This is a genomic window from Corynebacterium ureicelerivorans (genome assembly GCF_000747315.1).
GTDB lineage: Bacteria > Actinomycetota > Actinomycetes > Mycobacteriales > Mycobacteriaceae > Corynebacterium > Corynebacterium mucifaciens.
On sequence record NZ_CP009215.1, the window covers coordinates 714818 to 735745 of the forward strand.

The 20928-nt window shown below is 66.8% G+C and carries 19 protein-coding genes, 1 tRNA gene and 1 pseudogene; 17 read left to right on the plus strand and 4 right to left on the minus strand.

Translation table 11 applies throughout. The features are described 5' to 3' along the window. The first annotated feature begins 124 nt into the window (after positions 1-124). The 3 genes from sepX (at position 125) to CUREI_RS03675 (ending at position 2175) form a co-directional block, all read left to right on the plus strand. Positions 125-1294: a divisome protein SepX/GlpR gene (gene sepX / locus CUREI_RS03665; RefSeq protein WP_038610534.1), complete on the plus strand. Its 1170-nt coding sequence runs from the start codon at positions 125-127 to the stop codon at positions 1292-1294. Positions 1295-1369: 75 nt separating this feature from the next. Further along, positions 1370-1442 (plus strand) — tRNA-Ala (locus tag CUREI_RS03670). Between the two features lie 112 nt (positions 1443-1554). Continuing rightward, entirely contained in the window at positions 1555-2175 is a 621-nt protein-coding gene (locus CUREI_RS03675) for a cation transporter (protein WP_236627255.1), read from the plus strand. A 4-nt stretch (positions 2176-2179) separates the two neighbouring features. Here the strand turns inward: CUREI_RS03675 and CUREI_RS03680 are convergent, their stop codons facing one another. After that, on the minus strand, positions 2180-2791 hold the full coding sequence (locus CUREI_RS03680; protein ID WP_038610537.1) for a DNA-3-methyladenine glycosylase I: 612 nt from the start codon (positions 2789-2791) through the stop codon (positions 2180-2182). A 52-nt stretch (positions 2792-2843) separates the two neighbouring features. On the opposite strand from CUREI_RS03680, the gene CUREI_RS03685 reads away from it, so the two are divergent. Together CUREI_RS03685 and CUREI_RS03690 are read left to right on the plus strand one after the other, a co-directional pair. Then, positions 2844-3251 (plus strand): DoxX family protein, encoded by a 408-nt coding sequence (locus CUREI_RS03685; RefSeq protein WP_038610540.1) that lies wholly within the window; start codon positions 2844-2846, stop codon positions 3249-3251. Beyond that, positions 3244-3879: a zf-HC2 domain-containing protein gene (locus tag CUREI_RS03690; protein ID WP_038610555.1), complete on the plus strand. Its 636-nt coding sequence runs from the start codon at positions 3244-3246 to the stop codon at positions 3877-3879. The genes CUREI_RS03685 and CUREI_RS03690 overlap by 8 nt, the downstream gene beginning before the upstream one ends. Before the next feature lie 27 nt (positions 3880-3906). On the opposite strand, the gene CUREI_RS03695 is transcribed toward CUREI_RS03690, so the two are convergent. Next, positions 3907-5553: a dolichyl-phosphate-mannose--protein mannosyltransferase gene (locus tag CUREI_RS03695; protein ID WP_407919151.1), complete on the minus strand. Its 1647-nt coding sequence runs from the start codon at positions 5551-5553 to the stop codon at positions 3907-3909. A 40-nt stretch (positions 5554-5593) separates the two neighbouring features. Between CUREI_RS03695 and rsmI the strand changes: the two genes are divergently transcribed. The 3 genes from rsmI to metG all read left to right on the plus strand — a co-directional run bounded on the left by rsmI (position 5594) and on the right by metG (position 10310). Next, on the plus strand, positions 5594-6454 hold the full coding sequence (rsmI, locus tag CUREI_RS03700) for a 16S rRNA (cytidine(1402)-2'-O)-methyltransferase (protein ID WP_038610559.1): 861 nt from the start codon (positions 5594-5596) through the stop codon (positions 6452-6454). A gap of 119 nt (positions 6455-6573) precedes the next feature. Continuing rightward, on the plus strand, positions 6574-8379 hold the full coding sequence (locus CUREI_RS03705) for a BCCT family transporter (protein WP_038610562.1): 1806 nt from the start codon (positions 6574-6576) through the stop codon (positions 8377-8379). Between the two features lie 86 nt (positions 8380-8465). Further along, positions 8466-10310: a methionine--tRNA ligase gene (gene metG, locus CUREI_RS03710; protein ID WP_038610565.1), complete on the plus strand. Its 1845-nt coding sequence runs from the start codon at positions 8466-8468 to the stop codon at positions 10308-10310. Between the two features lie 13 nt (positions 10311-10323). Here the strand turns inward: metG and CUREI_RS03715 are convergent, their stop codons facing one another. Next, positions 10324-11223 carry an alpha/beta hydrolase fold domain-containing protein gene (locus CUREI_RS03715; RefSeq protein WP_144242407.1) on the minus strand — a complete coding sequence of 300 codons (900 nt, stop codon included), beginning with the start codon at positions 11221-11223 and terminating at the stop codon, positions 10324-10326. After that, positions 11220-11612, minus strand: a complete 393-nt coding sequence (locus CUREI_RS03720; protein WP_038610567.1) for a DUF3806 domain-containing protein — start codon at positions 11610-11612, stop codon at positions 11220-11222. The genes CUREI_RS03715 and CUREI_RS03720 overlap by 4 nt, the downstream gene beginning before the upstream one ends. A gap of 12 nt (positions 11613-11624) precedes the next feature. Between CUREI_RS03720 and CUREI_RS03725 the strand changes: the two genes are divergently transcribed. From CUREI_RS03725 to CUREI_RS03765, 9 genes and pseudogenes are all read left to right on the plus strand, one after another. Beyond that, positions 11625-12461, plus strand: a complete 837-nt coding sequence (locus CUREI_RS03725) for a TatD family hydrolase (protein WP_038610570.1) — start codon at positions 11625-11627, stop codon at positions 12459-12461. Between the two features lie 98 nt (positions 12462-12559). Further along, entirely contained in the window at positions 12560-13741 is a 1182-nt protein-coding gene (locus CUREI_RS03730; RefSeq protein ID WP_038610572.1) for a resuscitation-promoting factor, read from the plus strand. Next, complete coding sequence (gene rsmA / locus CUREI_RS03735; protein ID WP_038610575.1) at positions 13742-14596, plus strand: 16S rRNA (adenine(1518)-N(6)/adenine(1519)-N(6))-dimethyltransferase RsmA; 855 nt, start codon at positions 13742-13744, stop codon at positions 14594-14596. It begins immediately after the preceding gene. Further along, positions 14586-15533 carry a 4-(cytidine 5'-diphospho)-2-C-methyl-D-erythritol kinase gene (locus CUREI_RS03740; protein ID WP_038610578.1) on the plus strand — a complete coding sequence of 316 codons (948 nt, stop codon included), beginning with the start codon at positions 14586-14588 and terminating at the stop codon, positions 15531-15533. Before rsmA ends, CUREI_RS03740 begins: the two co-directional genes overlap by 11 nt. Before the next feature lie 42 nt (positions 15534-15575). Next, positions 15576-16676, plus strand: coding sequence for an exonuclease domain-containing protein (locus CUREI_RS11920; RefSeq protein ID WP_084768153.1), 1101 nt, complete (start codon positions 15576-15578; stop codon positions 16674-16676). A 14-nt stretch (positions 16677-16690) separates the two neighbouring features. Continuing rightward, positions 16691-18481, plus strand: coding sequence for an ABC-F family ATP-binding cassette domain-containing protein (locus CUREI_RS03750; protein WP_038610581.1), 1791 nt, complete (start codon positions 16691-16693; stop codon positions 18479-18481). 19 nt (positions 18482-18500) lie between these two features. Then, positions 18501-18824, plus strand: coding sequence for a putative quinol monooxygenase (locus tag CUREI_RS03755; RefSeq protein ID WP_038610584.1), 324 nt, complete (start codon positions 18501-18503; stop codon positions 18822-18824). Between the two features lie 180 nt (positions 18825-19004). Continuing rightward, a complete protein-coding gene (locus tag CUREI_RS03760) occupies positions 19005-20174 on the plus strand; it encodes an NRAMP family divalent metal transporter (protein ID WP_038613896.1) in 1170 nt (389 codons plus the stop codon). A 37-nt stretch (positions 20175-20211) separates the two neighbouring features. Continuing rightward, a pseudogene (locus CUREI_RS03765) lies at positions 20212-20883 on the plus strand (putative hydro-lyase). Positions 20884-20928 lie beyond the last annotated feature (45 nt).

Consider the following 20928-nt stretch of genomic DNA (forward strand, 5'->3'; position numbering starts at 1 on the left):
AAAAAGCCCCGCCCCTCACGGCGCGCCACCCCGGGGCTGCGGGCGCCGCCCGATACCGTGGACACCTGACTTAGGGTGCAACGTACGCGGAAAGGTGGCAGTGCCGATGGGCAGCCCGAGCTTAATGATCATTTTGATCCTCGTCGTCTGGATCATCGTCCTTGCTCCGTTGATGATCGGCAACAACAAGCCGATCCGCCGCTCCGGCGAAGGCTACGAGGAGACGCGGGTGCTGCACGAGGGCGGCACCGCGCCGATGACGGAGCGCCGCCGCCCCAAGCTCACCGCGGCCGACATCCACCGCCACAGCGAGGAGAACGACTACGAGGTGGTGGAGGCCACCGACGCGGAAGAGGACGTGCTTATCGACGACGCTCCGGCCCTGCGCTCCATCTTCCGCCGCCCCGCGGGCGACAACGCTGCCCAGCCAGCGCACGTGGAAGGCGAAGTGGTCGAGCATGACGCGGACGACGAACGCGAAGCTGAGCCTGAACACGCCCCCGCGACCGCCGGCGGCTCCACGAAGGTCGCCGCCAGCGAGACCGGAGGCTCCACCTCCGTCAAGGTCCTCGCTGCGGAGGGCGCGAAGGACCACGCCGCGGAGGACGGCGGTACGGACGAGCAGGCCGAGAGCGCTGAAACGGACGCCGACCGTTACGAGCTGGACGAGTCGTTCACCGCACCCGAAGATTACGGCTACGCAGATGCCCAGACCGCTGAGCCAGAGCAGGAAGAGGTCAACGGCGACGACAACGCACCGGACGAGCAGGAAGCCGCAGCCGATACCGCCGAACAGGTCGACTCCGGCGACGTTTCCGAGGAGGACATCGCCTTCGCTGCCTCGCGACGCGGCCGGGGCGGTTACGACCCGGAGCGCGAGCGCAACACTGCAGCCACCCGTTTCCAGCGCCGTCAGCGCACCTTGCTCGGGCTCACCATCGCCTGCGTGATCACCTTCGTCATCGCGTTCGTGGCGGGCGGCTGGACGTGGGTCCTGCCCGCGGTGGCCGTCGGCCTCACGGCGTGGTTCATGATCGCGCTGCGCAAGGTCGTGCTCAAGGAACGCGCGTTGAAAGAGCGCCGGCTGCGCCAACTGCGCCGCGCACGCATGGGAGTAGCCACTGCCGAAGCGCACCCGCGCGACAGGCACCAGCGCGCAGGGTCCGTTGTGCTGAATCTCGACGACGAAAGCCCCGATTTTGACACCCTGCCGTCCGCCCGCTTCGCCTCGACGCACAACGACACCGATGACGGGTACGGCAACTTCCCCAGCTACGGCGCCCGCGCCAGCTAGCGGGATGCGAAATACCCGCTCACCCTGGCGATTTAGCTCGTGGGCGGGTGAGGAGTAACGTACTGAGTCAGCCGAGGGGCTATAGCTCAGTTGGTAGAGCGTCGCGTTCGCAATGCGAAGGTCAGGGGTTCGATTCCCCTTAGCTCCACTGGTCCACGCGGGGTCCGGATTTTACAGTCCGGGCCCCGCGCCGGTGTATGCATGGGCTAAGCTGCCTTCCCGTTGTCAGCATTCAGAAAAGCAGCGAAAGGAGCAGCCCGGTGGCTAACTCGTTGGGGGCGCAAAAGATCCGTCGTGCAGTGTTGATTGTGGCGCTGTTGAACCTGGCCTACTTTTTCGTCGAATTTTTCGGCGCGCTGGCCATCGGGTCGGCATCCTTGTTCGCGGATTCCGCGGACTTTCTCGAGGACACCGCCATCAACCTGTTGGTGTTCTTCGCCGTCGCGTGGCCGGCGGCTCGGCGCCGCACTGCGGGAAGCGTGCTGGCGGCGCTCATCCTCATCCCGGCTATCGCCGCAATTGTCACCGTGGTGGCCAAGATCATGAACCCGGTGGCGCCGTCGCCGCAAGGCCTGACAGGCATCGCTCTTGGCGCGCTGGTGGTGAACGTGATCTGCGCGGTCCTGCTCATGCAGCTGCGAGACGAGGGCTCGTCGCTGGCCACGGGCGCGTGGCTCGCAGCACGCAACGACGCTCTGGCCAACATGCTGATTATCGCCGCGGGCCTGCTCACGTTCGTGTGGGAGACCGCCTGGTTCGACATCGTCGTCGGCGCGATCATCGCGGTGATCAACCTCTCCGCCGCAAAGGAGGTGTGGGAGGCCTCGCGCGAGGAGCACGACTCCGTCGAAGAAGCATTCGCCGACATGGACGAGGACTAGCCGCTTACGCCCACACCCCGGACGCCCCGCGGCGCCACGTGCCGACAAGGTTGGTGTCCACAATCCCGGTGGACTCCATCAGTGCATACATGGTCACCGGCCCCACAAAGGTGAACCCGCGTTTTTTCAGGTCTTTCGCAAGCTGTTCGGATTCCGGGGAGCGGGTGGGCACCTCTTCCATTGTGCGCGGGCACGGCGTCTGCGAGGGCTGGTAGGACCACACAAACTCGCCGAGGTGCGTGCCCTCGTCCCGCAACGCGAGCGTCGCTTGGGCGTTTATCACCGCCGCTTCCAGTTTGCGACGGTTGCGTATCAAGGAAGCGTCGTCAAGCAAATGCTCGATACTCATACTCGCGACGGCCTCGGGCTCGAAACCGTGAAACGCGTCGCGCAGCGCATCGCGCTTTTGCAAGATGAGCCGCCAGGACAGGCCCACCTGGAACCCTTCGAGGCAGACGCGTTCGAACATGCCGTGCTCGTCCGTGACGGGCATGCCCCACTCGGTGTCGTAATACTCGCGCAGCAGGGGATCGTGGGCGGCCCAGGGCGGGCGGGCGAGGCCGTCATCGCCGACGACGGGCCAGCCGGATTCTGGTGTGGTGTCTGGTTCAGTCATAGGTATTGGACTCAGTTCTACCCTGTGCGGTTCCACGGGTACGCTAATCGGCATGAATAGGCCCGCCGTCCGAGACTTTGCGCTGCTCGTGCTCCGGCTCGTGCTGGGCGCGGTGTTCGTGGCCCACGGCTTCAACCACTGGTTTGATGTCGGGATGGCCGAAACCGGCCGCCAATTCGCCGGCCTCGGCGTGCCGCAGCCGCAGCTGTCTGCGTACCTCACCGGCACCGTCGAGCTCATCGGGGGAGCGTTTTTGGCGGTGGGGCTTCTCACCACCATCACCGCGTCGCTGCTGGTGCTCCTCGTCCTGGCGGCCGGCTACTTTGTGCACCTAGGCAACGGGTTTTTTATCGAAAACGGTGGGATTGAGTACCCGCTCGTGCTCGCCGCCGCGCTGTTTATCATCACCGTCTTCGGCACCGGCCGCGCCAGCCTAGACGGGGTGCTTACCGGTGATTAGTCACGAGGATGTCCAGGCGGCGCTGTCCGCCCGCATCGACGGTGAGCCCTCTGGCCTGGACGATGCTGTTGTGGACGCACACCTTTCCGGGTGCGCGCAGTGCCGGGCGTTTTTGGACCGCTCGCTGGCGCTGTCGCGCGAACTGGGCGGTGGGGGAGAAGGGACGATGGCGCCGCCGCAGGACCTATCCGCGGTCATCCTCGCGGGCGTTGACGACGAGTGGCGCAGCTTTGCCCGCCGCCGAGAGCTTGGCATCGCGGTTGGCCGTTTGCTGCTTGGGGTGATGGCCGTGGTCTGGGTGCTATGGGCTGTGCGCTTGATTCTCTCCGGCGGCGAAGAACCGGTTGTGGCCTCCACCGCCTCGGTGCGCTTCGGCGTGGCGCTGGCACTGGGCTTCACCGCGTGGCGGCCGCAGCAGATCCCCGGCGTGCTGCTGATCGTGGGCACGATGTTCACGTTCACCGTGGGCTTCGCGGTGCGCGACGCAGTGCTGGGGATGGGCCAGTTTGCGGCGGCCGGGGTGGTCATTCCGCTGCTGAGCCTGGTGGCGCTTGTGTGGACCTGGGTGGCCGACAGGGGTGGCGCCGTGCGCCGCGCGTGGCAGCTGCTCGGCGCCCGCCCGCACTAACGGGCCGGCGAGCTAACCCTCAGGCGGCTACTTCCAGCTCGGCAGCCACATGATGGAGTGGTACCACGCGTCCGGAATGCGGAAGCCGTAGAAGATGGGAGACCAGTAGATGAAGCTTGCCACCACGAGGGCGACGTAGACAACGGCGGCGAGTTGGCCCCACCGCATGTCAAAACCCGCCACTTTGCGCAGCCACGGCCACTTCACGAGCCCACCTAGCTTCGACACGTTGCCCACCGCGAGCGCGAGTAGCACCGCTGTGAAGGGCACCAGCGCGGTGGCGTAGAAGAAGTACATCTGGCGGTCAAAGGCCGCCAACCACGGAAGGAACCCGGCCGCGAAGGCGATCATCGGCACGATGACCCTGAAATCTTTGCGGGTCAGCCAGACCCAGCACGCCCACAGCAGGACGGGCACGGTGAGCCACCAGATGGCGGGGGTGCCAAACAGGTAGATCATCTCGCGGCACGTGCCGTCGCCGGGCGCGACGAAGCAGTCCAGGTCGGTTGCGGAGTAATAGAGGATCGGACGGGCAGCGACCAGCCACGCCCACGGTTTCGAATCCCACGGGTGGGAGTGGCCGGACGAAGACGTCAAGGAGGCGTGGAAGTCCAGCACGGAAAAGTGGTAGTAGAACCAGCCGGCAATCGGTTCGGGCAGGTTGGCCAGCCAGGGCCAGTCGGAGTCGGCGATGGTGCCGTCGGAAAGCGAGTGCCGGTACACGGACGTCTCCGACGCGAACCACGCCCGCCACGACCACAGGTACAGCAGGGCGGGGACGAGGACGATGGAGGCGAGGGCCGAAGGGACGTCCCTAAGCAAGGTGCCCGCGATCGGTTTCTCCACGCCGTAGCGGCGCCGCAGGAACAGGTCCCAGAAGGACGACAGCAGGCCGAAGAACATGATGTAGTACAGCCCCGACCACTTCACCGACAAGCTGAGGCCAAGGAGTACGCCGGTGGCGAAGCGCCACCAGCGGAAGCCCACGCGGGGCCCGAAGGGCCCAGTGCCGTCGAGTGCGCCGGTGAGCCACGCGTCGTGCCAGCGGTGATGCACCTCGCGCATGTCGCCAGCCAACGTCCACGCGGCCATGACCACAAACAGCACCTGGAAGATGTCGAGCATGCCGAATTTCGCCGCGACCAGCAGAACACCGTCGAACAGAGCGATAATCCCGGCAACCAGGGCAATGTTCGTGGACTGGCTCACGCGCCGGGCCAGGAGGAACACGAAGACGATCACGGCGGTACCGAACAGGCCCGTCATGATGCGCCAGCCGTACGGGGTGTAGCCGAAGAGGCTTTCGCCTACCGCCAGGAGCTGCTTGCCCAGCGGCGGGTGCACGACCAGACCGAACCCGGGGTTGGACTCGATGCCGCCGAGGACGGGGTTGAACCAGCTGCGCACCATGTCCCACGCCTGCGGCACGTAGTGCTTCTCGTCGAAAACGGGAGTTCCGGAGCTCGTCGGCTGGAACAGGCCAATGAAGCGGGTGAGCAGCGCGAGCACGCCGATGACAGACGCGGCGACCGTGTCGCGGCGTGTCCATGGCACAGTGACCGGCGCTTGCGGTGCCGGGCGGCCAGGCCGCACGGTCCGCGTCGACTCGGGCGACGCCGCGTCAGGGCCGACGGGTGGTCCGGACGGGTTCGGGGTGCTCGCGATAGTGGTCACGACGCAAAATACTAGCGCCTTGCGCGTATGCTCCCGGGGTATGTTCGCCGAGCACGAAGACCAGACGCAGATCCTTCCCACCGGCGTTGTGCTCGCGGCAACCCCGCTGGGCAACGCAGCGGATGCGTCGCCCCGGCTGGCGCAGGCGCTCGCCGCCGCGGAGGTGATTGCGGCGGAAGACACGCGCCGCACCCGCGCGCTCGCCGCAGCACTCGGCGTGGAGATCTCCGGGCGCGTGGTGTCAAACTTCGACCACAACGAAGACTCCAGGGCACGCGAGCTTCTCGACGCCGCACGTGCCGGCACGGTCCTGGTAGTCACCGATGCCGGGATGCCGCTCGTATCCGACCCGGGCTATTCCATCGTCGCCGCCGCCCACGACGCGTCCATCCCCGTCACGTGTATCCCGGGGCCGTCGGCGGTGACCACGGCGCTCGCGCTGTCGGGTCTGAATGTCGGCCACTTCATCTTTGACGGCTTCGCACCGCGGAAGACGGGGGCGCGCCGGGCCTGGTTGGAGACCCTGGTGCACGAGCGACGCGCGGTCTGCTGCTTCGAGTCGCCGCACCGCATCGAGCAGTTGCTTGCCGACGCCGCCGACGTGCTGGGCCCGGACCGCCGCGGCGCGGTATGCCGCGAGCTGACAAAGACGTACGAGGAGGTCAAGCGCGGCACCCTTGGGGAGCTCGCCGAGTGGGCCGAAGGCGGAGTGCGCGGGGAGATCACGGTGGTGATCGAGGGCGGTGCGCAGCAGCACGCCGAGCCGGAGGATTTAGTGGGCCTAGTGCTGGAGCTCGTCCACGGCGGCGAGCGCATGAAGGATGCCGCGAAACGGGTAGCGAAAGAACACGGCGTGAAGGTGGGGGACCTCTACGACGCGGCACTCGACGCGCGCGGATAAGGGCAACCGGGGCGGCTTCTTCCCGCTTGGGGCAGCGTGCGCGGGCTAGCGCGAAGGCGTGTTCTGCGCTAGCCTGCTTGCGCCTTAGAAAACACCTGAATATTTGCGAGGAGAATGTTATGTCTCAGCGTGATCTTCACAGGGATCCTCATGATCCCGGTGCGGAGCCGCGGAGTACGGATCCCATCCAAACGAACGATTCATCTGCAGTCGGCCAGCTCGCCGCGCTGCTGCGCGCGGACCGCGATGGCGTGCAGCCCGAATACACCGACCCGGAGGAGAGCGTCGAGCGCGCCGCCGATGCCGAGGACGCGCCCGTCAACTGGGGCATCGTCATCCCCCTCGCTGTGATTGTCGCGGCGGTAGTCGGCTGGGGTCTGGCGGCTCCGGACAGCTTCTCCGCCTTCGCGGACAGCGCGTTTAGCTGGGTCATCGAGAACCTGGGCTGGGCGTTTGTCCTCGGCGGCACCATCTTCGTCGCCTTCGTCATCGTCATCGCCCTTTCCGGCTTCGGCCGAATCCGGTTGGGAAGCGCGGATGAGCGGCCCGAGTTCAAGACAACCTCTTGGATCGCCATGATGTTCGCCGCAGGCATGGGCATCGGCCTGATGTTCTACGGCGCATCCGAGCCGCTGGCGATGTACCTCGACGGCGTGCCGGGACACAACGAGCACGAGGTCGGCACCGCCATGGCGCAGACCATGTTCCACTGGACGCTGCACCCGTGGGCCGTCTACGCCATCCTCGGTCTGGCCATCGCCTACTCCACGTTCCGGCTTGGTCGGAAACAGCTGTTGTCCAGCGCGTTCATTCCGCTGATCGGCGAGAAGGCCGCCAACGGGTGGCTGGGCAAGCTCATCGACGGCTTCGCCGTGTTCGCCACCATCTTCGGCACCGCCTGCTCCCTGGGCCTTGGCGCGCTGCAGATCAGTTCCGGACTGGAGGCCTCCGGCTTCGTGGACAACCCGTCCACCAAGCTGACCATCGGCATCGTCACTGTCCTGACCCTTGCATTCCTGCTATCCGCGATGTCGGGCGTGTCCAAGGGCATCCAGTGGCTCTCCAACGCGAACATGGTCATCGCGGCCATCCTCGCAATCTTCGTGTTCGTCTTGGGCCCGACCGTGGCGCAGCTGAACATGTTGCCGACCGCCGTGGGCAGCTACCTGCAGAATTTCTTCGAGATGGCAGCCCGCACCGCTGAGAGTTCTGATGGCCAAGCCGGCGAGTTCCTCTCCGGCTGGACCATCTTCTACTGGGCGTGGTGGATCTCCTGGTCCCCGTTCGTGGGCACCTTCCTGGCGCGTATCTCCCGCGGCCGCACTGTGCGCGAGTTCTGCCTCGGCGTCATGCTGGTTCCGGCCGGCCTGTCCACCGTGTGGTTCGCCATCTTCGGCGGCACCGCCATCAAGATGGAGCAGGCTGGCGAGTCCATCGTTGGCGACGGCTCCAACGAGGAGCAGCTGTTCAACCTGCTGCACTCCCTACCGGGCGGCTACATCATGGGCGTGTTCGCTCTGATCCTGCTGGGCACCTTCTTCATCACATCGGCGGACTCCGCGTCCACCGTGATGGCGTCCATGACCCAGTCCGGCAAGACCGAGGCGAAGCCGTGGCTCGCGGCAATGTGGGGCCTGGCCACTGCATTCGTCGGCCTGACGCTTTTGATCTCCGGTGGGTCGGACGCGCTGAACTCGCTGCAGTCCGTGACCATCGTGGCCGCAACCCCGTTCCTGTTCATCCTGATCGCGCTCATGTTCGCGATTGTGAAGGACATGTCCAACGACACGATCTACCTGGACAAGAAGGAGCAGGAGCGCTTCGCGCGCCAGCTCGCCATTGAGCGCCGCATGCACCGCGATCAAGCGCAGCTTGACGCCCGCCGCGAGCAAGTCAAGGGCATGCTGCAGACGCGCAGGAAGTAGGAGGCCTAGCTTCTCGACGCCCTGACGGCACGGCCCCGCTTGAGCATTGCAGAGCGCAAGCGGGGCCATAACTTATGCTGTGAGCCATGACTTCTCCCGAGACCAACCAGAACGTTCTTGTGTGCGTTGCTTGGCCGTACGCCAACGGTCCGCGCCACATCGGCCACGTGGCAGGCTTCGGCGTCCCGTCTGACGTCTTCGCCCGCTACCAGCGAATGTCCGGCAAGAACGTCCTCATGGTCTCCGGCACCGACGAGCACGGCACACCGCTACTGGTCCAGGCGGACAAGGAGGGCGTGACCGTCAAGGAGCTGGCGGACCGCTACAACCGGCAGATCGTGCAGGACCTGGCGGGTCTGGGTCTGTCCTACGACCTGTTCACGCGCACCACCACCCGCAACCACTACGCGGTGGTGCAGGAGTTGTTCCGCGGCCTGAACGACAACGGGTACATGGTCCGCGAGACCACGCAGGGCGCGATCTCCCCGTCGACTGGGCGTACCCTGCCGGACCGCTACATCGAAGGCACTTGCCCGATCTGCGGCGCGACGGACGCCCGAGGCGACCAGTGCGACACCTGCGGCAACCAGCTGGATCCGGCGGACTTGATCAACCCGGTGTCCAAGATCAACGGTGAGACGCCGAAGTTTGTTGAGACCGAGCACTTCATGCTCGACCTGCCCGCGCTGCACGATGCGTTGGAGCAGTGGTTGACCACCCGCGCGGACTGGCGACCGAACGTGCTGAAGTTCTCCCTCAACCTCCTCGAGGACATGCGCCCGCGCGCCATGACCCGCGACATCGACTGGGGCATTCCCATCCCGGTGGAGGACTGGCAGGACAACCCGTCGAAGAAGCTCTACGTCTGGTTCGACGCCGTGATCGGCTACCTGTCCGCCTCCATCGAATGGGCGCACCGCACCGGCGACCCGGAGGCGTGGAAGGAGTTCTGGCAGGACCCTGCCACCGAGGGTTACTACTTCATGGGCAAGGACAACATCACCTTCCACTCCCAGATCTGGCCCGCGGAGCTGCTGGGGTACGCAGGCAAGGGGTCCAAGGGCGGCGAGGTGCACGAGCTCGGCGAGCTGAACCTGCCTACGGAGGTCGTCTCCTCCGAGTTCCTCACCATGTCCGGCTCCAAATTCTCCTCCTCCAAGGGCGTGGTGATCTACGTCAAGGACTTCCTCGAAGAATTCGGCCCCGACCCGCTGCGCTACTTCATCGCCGTGGCCGGCCCGGAGAACAACGACACGGACTTCACCTGGGACGAATTTGTCCGCCGCGTGAACAACGAGCTGGCGAACGGCTGGGGCAACCTGGTCAACCGCACTGTGTCCATGGCCCACAAGAACTTTGGACAGGTGCCGGCGCCGGGCACGCTCGAGGAGTCCGACGAGCGCATCCTGGAGCTCGCGGCCGAGACGTTCACGACCGCCGGCGAAGCGCTGGGCAAGGCTCACTTCAAGTCGGCGATCACCAAGATCATGCACGTCGTGGGCGAGGCGAACGCCTACATCGCCGAGCAGGAGCCGTGGAAGCTAGCCAAGGACGACACCCAGCGCGAGCGCTTGGCCACCGTGTTGTGGATCGCGCTACAGGTGGTCTCGGATTGCAACGCGATGCTTACGCCGTTTTTGCCGCACACCGCGCAGAAGGTCCACGAGACCCTCGGCCGCACCGGCGTGTGGGCGGCGGAGCCGCGGGTGGAAGAGGTCGTGGACGATGCCGACTACAACCTTGTCGGCGTCGGCCTGCCGGAGAAGGGCCAGACCTACCTGACCATCACTGGGGACTACACCCAGCAGCAGGCGGTGTGGAAGCGCGTCGAGGTCACGCCGGGCACCGAGCTGTCCAAGCCGCAGCCCCTGATTGCCAAGCTGGACCCCGAGCTGGGCGAGACCGGCCCGGAATGGGCCCCGGTGCAGTAGCCCGGTGCAGTAGCTAGAGCTGGTCGCCCAGCCACGCGCGCGCCGAGGCGAGCATCTGCTTGACCACGTCGATGTCGAACGCCCACAGCTCAATCGCGTGCGGGGCGCCTTCGACGATTTCCAGCTGCGCGGGCACCCCGGCCTCGCGCAAGCGGCGGGCGTAGCTGCAGATCTCCTCGTAGAACAGCTCGATGTCGCCGGTTGACAGCCAGGCGGGCGGCAGCCCTGACAGATCGACCCGGCGGGCGGGCACCGCGTACTCAGGCACGTGTTCCTTTCCTGGCGCTTGGCCCAGGTAGGAGGTCCACGCGAAGCGGGTTTGCTCGTTGTTGGCCACCGGCCTGTCGCGCGGGATGTCTCGTCGGCGGTCAGCGGTGGGGCGGTCGTCAAGCATCGGGCAAAACAGCCACTGGGCCCGGGGTTGGGGGCCGTGCTCGTCGTACAACCGTTGGCACGCCGCGGCGGCCAGTCCGCCGCCCGCGCTTTCGCCGCCGATGGCGAACGGCTCGCCGAATTCGTCGGCGTGCTCGTGCATCCACGCCCACGTGTCAAGCGCCGCGTTGAGGCCGGCGGGGAACGGGTGGGCAGGGGAAAGCGGATAGCGCGGGGCAATCACGGTGACGCCAACCTCCGCGGCGGTGTTCGCGCACAACGGGCCGTCTTGGCTCGGGTGCCCGATGATGTGGCCGCCGCCGTGGAGCCACAGCAGCGCGCCCTTGGGGTTGCGAGGTTTGTAAATGAGGGTGCGGCCCGACCGGAGCAGCTCTACGCCTTCGCGATGGGGGTGGGGAAACAGCGCCTGCCCGTGGGAGGCGAGCCAGCGGGTCGCGCCGTATTCCACATGCGGGTGGGGGATGAGCCGCGCGCGCCTGCGAAATTCTGGCCGGACGAGCGGCATGATCGACTCGGTCACAGGAATTGTCCCAAAAACTCGGTGAGCTTGCCGGGTTCCTCGTCCTCGAAGCGTTGGTCCACCACCACTAGCGGCGCGGTGTACTTCTCGTCCGCTTCGCCGGGGTTCTTCACCACTACGAGGTCGGTGCCGTAGGCGTCGCTCAGCAGCTTCCAGGAAAAGCCCTCGCGCACGAGCGCCTGGCCCAGTGCGGTGCCGTAGATGCGGGCTGTTTCCCCGCGCGGGTACGAGCGCCGCACGTCTGGGGGAAGTGCGAGGTAATCGGTGAGATCGGCCTCGAACGAGCCGACGATATCGGCCGGGGAGCCGTTGATGCCGCGGCCCGCTGCTTCCGCAAGGTCCGCGTCGATCTGGCTTTGGGTCGCTGAGTCTATGTCTGCAAATGCCATAGGGTGCATCGTATGAGCAAAAAGAAACCGCGTCCCACGCCAGTGCCCGCCGAGCCGATCCCGGGCCTCGTCGATGCGCATACGCACCTCGCCTCCTGCGGTGCGCGCACGCAGGAAGAGATCGATGCCGTTGTGGGCAGAGCTGTGGCCGCCGGCGTGGAGCGCATTTGCACCGTCGGTGACGGGTTGGAGGAAGCCAAGCGTGCGCTTGAGGCCGCGCACCTGAATGACCGTGTCTTTGCCGCGTGCGCGATCCATCCGACGCGGGCCCATGAGCTCGACAGCGACGCTCGCGCGGAACTGACGCGCATGGCAGCGGATACGCGCTGCGTGGCGGTGGGGGAGACCGGCATCGACACGTACTGGCTCACGCACGACGTGGACGCCACCGCGCCACTTGAGGTGCAGGAGGAAGCGTTTCGCTGGCACATCGACCTGGCGGTGGAATCGGGCAAGGCGCTGATGATCCACAACCGCGAGGGCGACGCCGAGGTCATGCGCATTCTCGACGACGCTCCGCGCCCGAAGCACGTGATCCTGCACTGCTTTTCTTCGCACCTGGACGTGGCGCGGGAGGCGATCGAGCGCGGCTATGTGCTCAGCTTCGCCGGCAATGTCACGTTCAAGCGTAATGAGGAACTGCGCGCTGCAGCGGCGCTCGCGCCGGTGGGGCAGCTGCTGGTAGAAACCGATGCGCCGTTCATGACGCCGGAGCCGTTCCGCGGGGCGAAGAACGAGCCGGCCTTGATCGGGCACACCGCCAAGGTGGTCGCCGAAGCTCGCGGAATGGACGTGGCAGATGTGGCGCGTGAGGTGGCCGAGACGTTCTCCCGCGTCTACGGGGTGTGAGCTGGGCGGAAAACGCTTGAAACGCAGCGGGCGTTACCGTATTGTTACCCGGGTTATCTGCTGAGGAGTTGCAGTCGAGCCCACCTGTGAGGAAGCACATGTCCCGTCAGACGAAACGGATCACCCCGAAAAAGACCGCCACCAAACGCGCAGTCGCCGGCAGTATCGCCGGCGCCGTACTTGTGGGCGGCGCGGGCACCGCGCTCGCGACCCAGAAGCAGATCACTGTCGATGTCAACGGTGAGCAGACCAATGTGCGCACCTACGCCTCGGACGTCGCCGGCGCCTTGCAGGCCGCGGACGTAGAGGTCGCGCCGGCGGACTTGGTGTATCCGGCGCCGGGCGAGAAGATCGACAGTGGCGACACGGTCACCGTGCGCACCGCGAAGCCGGTCGCCGTGGTCATCGACGGCGTGGCGCAGCAGATCACCTCCACCGCCAGCACGGTCGGCGAGCTGATCGACCAGGCGGGCGTGGCGGGTGCGGCCGCTGTGGACGCCGACCGCGACCAGCCGGTCACCGAGGGCATGAACCTCGACGTGACCACCCCGAAAATCGTCGCGCTGCGTGACGGCGGTGAGCTGACCTACATCTCCGCCGCCGCGAAGACGGTGGGCGAGCTGCTGTCGGCCCGCGGAACGGCGTTCGACTCGGACGACCGCCTCAACGTTGCGCTGTCTGAGCCCGTCGTGGCCGGCATGGAGATCGTGCTGGACCGGGTGAGCACCGTTGACCGCCCGGAGACCGTCACGGTGGAGGCTCCCGCCGAGTACGTCGAGGACGCGACCCTCGAGGAGGGCACCGAGAAGGTCCGGGAAAAGGGCGAGCAGGGCGAATCCAAGATCATCCACCGCACGGTCACCGTCAACGGCGTGGTGGAGTCGGCAAACATCGCCGAGGAAAAGGTGGTGAAGAAGGCGAAGCCGGCCGTCATCGCGCGCGGCACCAAGAAGCCCGCACCCGCAGCGAGCGCTCCTGCGACGACGACTGCCCGCGCTGCAACCTCAACCACGGCCGCGCCGGCGGTTGCCGGCGGTAGCGTGTGGGACTCCATCGCGCAGTGCGAGTCCGGCGGCAACTGGGCCATCAACACCGGCAACGGCTACCAGGGCGGCCTGCAGTTCTCGCCGTCCACCTGGGCGGGTTACGGCGGCACCGAGTACGCCGCCACCGCGGACCAGGCCACCCGCGAGCAGCAGATCGCCGTCGCCGAGCGTGTCCAGGCCGCACAGGGCTGGGGCGCGTGGCCGGCCTGCACCGCCCGCCTGGGTATCCGCTAGATGGGTCAAGCAAGGCTCCTCGGTCCCGCGGAAATCCGCGAGCTTGCGGCAGAGCTGGACGTCACGCCGACGAAGAAGCTGGGGCAGAACTTTCTGCACGACCCCAACACCGTGCGTCGCATCGTCGCCGCTGCGGGCGTCTCTCCGGACGACCACGTCGTTGAGGTGGGCCCCGGGCTGGGTTCCCTCACCCTGGGGCTGGTGGACACCGTAGCGAGCGTGACCGCGCTGGAGATCGACCCACGTTTGGCCGGACGTCTACCCGCCACTGTCAGCGAGTTCGCGCCGGAGTTCGCTGGGCGCCTCACCGTCATCAACACCGACGCGTTGCAGGTCACGCGCGACGACTTTGTGGAAGCGCCTACCGCGCTGGTGGCCAACCTGCCCTACAACGTCTCGGTGCCGGTGCTGCTGCATTTGTTGGCGGAGCTGCCGTCGATACGCAGGGTGCTGGTGATGGTGCAGAAGGAAGTTGCGGACCGCCTCGCCGCGCAGCCCGGGTCGAAGATCTACGGGGTGCCCAGCGTCAAGGCCGCGTTCTATGGCGACGTCTCGCGTGCGGGCACGATTGGCAAACACGTGTTTTGGCCGGCGCCGAACATCGAGTCGGGGCTCGTGCGCATCGACGTCGCACCCGATGCACCCCGCGACCTGCGCGAGACCGTCTTTCCGTTGGTCGACGCCGCCTTCGCGCAGCGCCGCAAGACGCTGCGCTCGACGTTGTCGGGTGTGTACGGCTCCGCTGCGACCGCCGAGGCGGCCCTGCGCGAGGCCGGCATCGACCCGGGGCTGCGCGGCGAGAAGCTCACCGTGGACGACTTCATCCGCTTGGGTAAGGCGCGCCATGCCGCGTGAGATTGTCGCGTCCGCCCCGGGCAAGGTGAACCTGCACCTCGGCGTGGGGGAGGCCCGCGCTGACGGCTACCACGACTTGGTCAGCGTCTTCCACGCCGTGGACCGGCGAGAGGTGGTGCGGCTCCTTATCGACGGCGAACCCGTAGACGGGCCGGTAGTGGCTTCCATGCGCACCACGTTTTTCGTGGACCAGCCGGGCGAGGACATCGACGGCCCGGGCAACCTCGCGTGGCGGGCTGTTGAGGCGGTGGTCGCGCGCGCCGGCGTCGCCGTGCCCCGCGTGCACATCGAGGTGGACAAGCACGTCTTCGTCGCCGGAGGGATGGCTGGCGGTTCCGCGGATGCGGCAGCCGCGCTCGTCGCCGCGAACGCGCTGGTGGCAGAGTACGGCGACCCGCTGACCACCGAGGCGCTGCACAACCTCGCCGTGCAGCTCGGCGCCGACGTGCCGTTTTCGCTCATGGGCGGCACCGCGCTCGGCACCGGCCGCGGCGATGAGCTGGTGGAGATGCTGTCCCGCGGCCGCCTGCACTGGGTGTTTGTGAACCCCAAGATTGGCATCCCCACTGGCAGGGCGTTCTCGCTTCTCGACGACCTCCGGCACGGCAACCCCGCCCTTGTCCCGCACCTCAACCCGACGGCGCTGTCCCAGGCAATCACGTCCGACGACGTCGCACGCGTGGCCGCTGCGCTGCACAACGACCTCGAGCCAGCCGCCATGACCATGCGCCCGGTGCTCAAGCGCGTTTTGGAAGCAGCAGGTCGGACGTGCCGCCGCGCGCTGGTCTCCGGCTCCGGTCCCACCGTGGCCGTGCTGTGCGACAACGCCGACGCCGCCCACGCCGCCGCCGGCCAGTTGGCGGAGCAGTTCGACGGCTACGAGGTGTTCGTCGCTGAAGGGCCGGATCGCGGGGCCGTCGTCGAACGCGTGAGCTAATGCCGCGGCCCATGCGTCGACGCGCGCTGTAGCGTGCCGGGCATGCCGCTTATCGACGCCACACGCAACTACCTCGACGGCAACACCTCCAGCGTGGAGACTCGCCTGGGAGATGTCGCCGCCGCCGGCCCGCCCACCGTGAAAGGGCGGCCGATCTGGGAGCACCTACCCCGGGTGAGCCAGCTCAAGCGCGACGGCCAGCCGAGGGCCGCGCTCGTGCTGGCGGAAACCCTCATGGTGGCCATGCAGGATGCCTCGCGCCAGGACCCGGCGTGGGCGTTGGATCTCTACGTCGCCGAGGCGGCGGCGCTCCACAGCGCGCTGGGCCAGTACGCCGCGTGTGCCGACGTCATCCGCGGCTGGATCGCGTCCGCGCCGCGAGCCCGCCACGCGGACGCCCGGGTGAACCTGGAAAAGCGGCTGGCCAAGGCGCAAGAGCGCAACGCCCGTCGCGAGGGGCGCGACCCTGCACCCCACAAGGCCGCGTGGCAGGCCAAGGTGGCCGAGGAAAAGGTGCTTCCCACAACACCGCGCGCGGAGCTGACCGGAAAGGCACGGGCACCGAAGAAGGTGGCGACGGCGAAGTGGATACCGTCGAGAAGCGAGCTGCTTAAAGACGAGTTCGTGACCGTCGACTTTGAAACCGCCAACCGCCTCTCCGGCGCCTCGGCGTGCCAGGTGGCGCTGGTGAAGGTCGCCAGTGGGGAAGTGGTGGACCAGATGTGCACGTACCTGCGTCCGCCCGAGGAGTACATCCGGTTCGAGTTCAGCCACATCCACGGCATTTATCGCGGCGATATCGAGGACGCACCCTCCTGGTTCGACATCGCCGACGAGATCGTGCGCTTCGTCGGCGGCGCACCTGTCTACGCGCACAACGCCACCTTCGACGCGTCGGTGTGGCGTGGGCTGGACCGTTACTACTTCACCGGCACGTACCCGGAGCAGTTCTACTGCACCTGCCGCATGGCGAGGCGCCTGCTTCCGCACCTGGCAGACCACCGCCTGCCCACCGTCGCGGAGTATTGCGCGCCAGGGTTTGCGCTGGAGCACCACCGGGCGGATTCGGACGCGTTGGCGTGCGCGCACATCGTCGCACAGCTGCAGCGCAGCCGAGGACTGCACGCGTTGCTCCCCGCGTAAACTACACACCCGATATGGCTAACCTGATCAACCTGGAAAATGTCTCGAAGACTTGGGGGCTGAAAACGCTGCTAGACGGCGTCTCGCTCGGTGTGCAGACAGGCGAGCGCATCGGCATCGTCGGCGTCAACGGCGGCGGCAAGACCACGCTGCTCGAGGTGCTCACTGGCATCGAGCCGCCGGACAGCGGCCGCGTCTCGCACACCTCTGACCTGCGCATGGCGGTGGTCACGCAGCGCTTTTCGCTTGACGACGCCCTGACGGTGGGCCAAGCCGTCGTCGAGCCGCTCGGCCTGCAGACCTTCGAATGGGCATCCAACGCCAAGGTGCGCGAGGTGCTGCAGGGCACTGGCGTGGCTGAGCTGGGCCTCGACACCCCGGTCGGGCAGCTGTCCGGCGGTGAGCGCCGCCGCGTCAACCTCGCCGCGGCGCTTGTTCAGGACCTCGACCTCGTGGTGCTGGACGAGCCGACGAACCACTTGGACGTCGAGGGCGTGCAATGGCTCGCCGACCACCTGCTGTCGCGCAAGGTCGCCGTCGTGGTGGTCACGCACGACCGCTGGTTCTTAGACACCGTGGCCACGCTGACCTGGGAGGTCCACGACGGGACGGTGGACGTCTACGAGGGCGGCTACAACGACTGGACGTTCGCGCGCGCGGAGCGGGCTCGCCAGGCCGACGCGATCGAGCAACGCCGGCAAAACCTGGCCCGCAAGGAGCTGGCTTGGCTGCGCCGCGGCGCGCCCGCCCGCACCTCCAAGCCGCGCTACCGCATCGAGGCCGCGGAAGCGCTGATCAAAGACGTGCCGCCGCCGCGCGACACCGTGGAACTCATGGCGTTTTCCAAGCAGCGGCAGGGACGCGTAGTCATCGAGCTCGAGGACGCGCGCATCGATGCCCCCGACGGGCGCACGCTCGTCGACCGCCTCACCTGGCGGCTCGCCCCGGGCGAGCGCATCGGCCTGGTTGGCGTGAACGGCTCCGGCAAAACCACGCTGCTGCGCACCCTGGCAGGGGAGTACCCGCTCGCAGCCGGCAAACGGATCGAGGGGCAGACCACCCGCATCGGCTGGCTGCGCCAAGAGCTCGACGATCTCGATCCGGAGCGCCGCGTCATCGACGCCATCGAGGACGTGGCCACCTACATCTCGTTCGGCAAAGGCGAACTGTCCGCCTCGCAACTGGCGGAGCGGCTCGGATTTTCCCGCAAGCGGCAGCGCACCCCGGTGCGGGACCTCTCCGGCGGCGAGCGGCGGCGCCTGCAGCTCACACGCGTGCTCATGGCCGAGCCGAACGTGCTGCTTCTCGACGAGCCAACCAACGACTTGGACATCGACACCCTCCAGGAGCTGGAGAACCTCCTGGACTCCTGGCCGGGCACCCTCGTGGTGATCTCGCACGACCGCTACCTCATCGAGCGTATCGCCGATTCCACCTACGCCCTGTTCGGCGACGGCGAACTGACCAACCTCCCCGGCGGCATCCAGCAGTACCTGGATACCCGCGCCGCGCAGGCCCGTACCGCCGGGACGCTGGATCTGGGCGAGGATAAACCGGAGGTCGTCGAGAAGCAGTTGAGCTCCCAGGAGGAGCGCGAACTGCGCAAGAAGATGAACGCGCTGGAGCGAAAGATTGCCAAGGAGGACGAGCGGGCCGCGGCGCTGGAAGCCGACATTGCCGAGCTGAGCGAGACCGGCGACTTCGACGCCATCGGCACCAAGACCAAGGAACTCACCGCTGTGAAAGACGCCCGCGAAGCGCTTGAGCTGGAGTGGCTTGAGCTGGGGGAGACGCTGGAAGGCTGACCCGGCGTAGGGTAGGCACATGATTTTGATCAACGTGCGATTCAAGCCCCTGCCCGAGAACGTGGAGAACTTCCGCGAGCTGGTGAAGGACTTCACCGACGCCTCCCGCGCCGAGGAGGGCAACATCTTCTTCGACTGGTACCGCAACGAGGACAACCCCGACGAGTACCTGCTCATCGAGGCCTTCCAGGACGACGCCGCAGAGGCCCACGTCAACTCCGACCACTTCAAGGCGGCGCAGGAGTTCTTCCCCACGATTCTCAAAGAGACCCCCACCATCATCAACACCCTCATCGAGGGCAAGACGGAGTGGGACGAGATGGCGGAGTTCAAGGTCTCCTAGGGGTAACCCGGGTGGGGCGAATTGTCTGCTGGGACGCAGTGATGCCTTAGTATCTCCCACATCACATTTCCCGTCTTTGAAAGGGGTGTCCCAGTGACCGCTCCAGATCCCACCCTCGGCGGTGCAACCGCAGCCGACGCGACCGCGAAACCGCCGGCTGTGGCCCGGGGCATCGGCCCCATGGTCGGCGCCATCTTCCTCATGGCAACATCCGCCATCGGCCCCGGCTTCCTCACCCAGACGTCCGTGTTCACGGCCCAGATGGGGGCGGCGTTCGCGTTCGCGATTTTGCTGTCGATCCTGGTGGACATCGTCATCCAGCTCAACGTGTGGCGCATCCTCGGCGTGTCCGGTCTGCGCGCGAGCGAGATGGCCAACGCCGTGCTACCCGGCCTCGGCTGGGTGCTGGCCGTTCTCGTGGGTATCGGCGGAATGGTGTTTAACATCGGCAACATCGCCGGCACCGGTCTCGGTGTGCAAGCGTTGACGGACGGCGCAGTCGACCCGAAAGTCGGCGGCGCAATCTCCGCGCTCATCGCGATCGTGGTGTTCCTGTGGAAGCGCGCGGGCGCGGCCCTCGACGTTATCGTCGGCATCCTCGGTGCGTTGATGATTCTGCTCATGCTGTACGTGGCTATCTCGTCGAACCCGCCGGTGGCCGATGCCTTGCGCCAATCCGTCGCGCCGGAAGCGGTGGATTTCAAGGTCATCACCACGCTCATCGGCGGCTCCATCGGCGGCTACATCGTCTTCGCCGGCGTGCACCGCCTCATCGACGCCGGCCACACCGGGCCGGAGAACATGGACTACGTCTCCCGCTCCGCGATCACCGGCATCATCGTCACCGGGATCATGCGCGTGCTGCTGTTCCTCGCGGTGCTCGGCGTGGTCACGACCGGTGTCGCGCTGTCTAAGGACAACACTGCGGCCGACGTTTTCTACCAGGCTGCCGGCGACTTCGGCCGCCGCGCGTTCGGTCTCGTGCTGTGGGCGGCGGGCTTGTCCTCGGTGATCGGCGCGTCGTTCACCTCGATCTCGTTTCTGACCAAGCAGGGCTTCGACCCGAAGAAGCGCGGCTGGCTCACCGTCGGCTTTATCGTGATCTCCACGGTGATTTACCTGTTCGTGGGTTCTGCTCCGCAAAAGCTGCTGATCTTCGCCGGCGCGTTCAACGGCCTGATCCTGCCGATCGGGTTCGCCGTCGTCTTGTTCGTGGGCTTCTTCCGCCGCGACCTGTTGCTCGGCTACAAGCCGCCGATGTGGATGCTCGTGCTCGGTGCCATCACGCTCGTTGGGTGCGCGTGGATGGGCTGGAGCTCTATCGCAACGCTACCGAAGCTGTGGGTATAGGTTCGGTAGCGCAGCACGCAGCAATGACGCCCGCGCGTTGTTCCGCACCACCGGCGCGGCGACGACGGCGGGCTTTTCCGCTGGCTACGCCCAAGCAAACCTCATCGCGCTGCGCAACCCAAGGCGTGCCCGCTCCTGGGGGTGCTGGAGCCGGGCCAGGTGTCCTCGCCGCTGCTCGCCGGCGCGACATCCGCACCGACATCCCGTCCTACCGCGTTTATACGCAGGGCTCGCTTATCGACGAACCTTCGGACGCCACCACCTACCGGACCGACAACACCGTCGCGTTCCTGATCGGCTGTTCCTTCACCTTCGAGCAGGCGCCTCTGGACAACGGCGTGCCTGTCGCCCACATCGACCAAGGCGTGAACGTGCCGATGTACCTCACCAACATCGACTGCGAGCCCGCTGGCGCCTTCTCCGGGAAGATGGTGGTGTCCATGCGCCCCATCCCCGCCGGGTTGGTGGCGGACGCGGTGCGCATCACCTCCCGCTACCCGGCGGTGCACGGCGCGCCGGTGCATGTCGGCGAGCCGGGTCTGATCGGCATCGACGATCTGGGCGCGCCAGACTTCGGCGACGCCGTGGACATCCCGGACGGTACCGTCCCAGTGTTCTGGGCCTGCGGGGTCACCCCGCAGTCGATCGTGATGCACCGGGCGAGATGCTCATCACCGACGCGCGGGATGTGGCTTACCAGGTTCCCTAACGGGTGCCGGTGTGGATAGCTTCCGACGCTTGCAGCCGGGGTTGT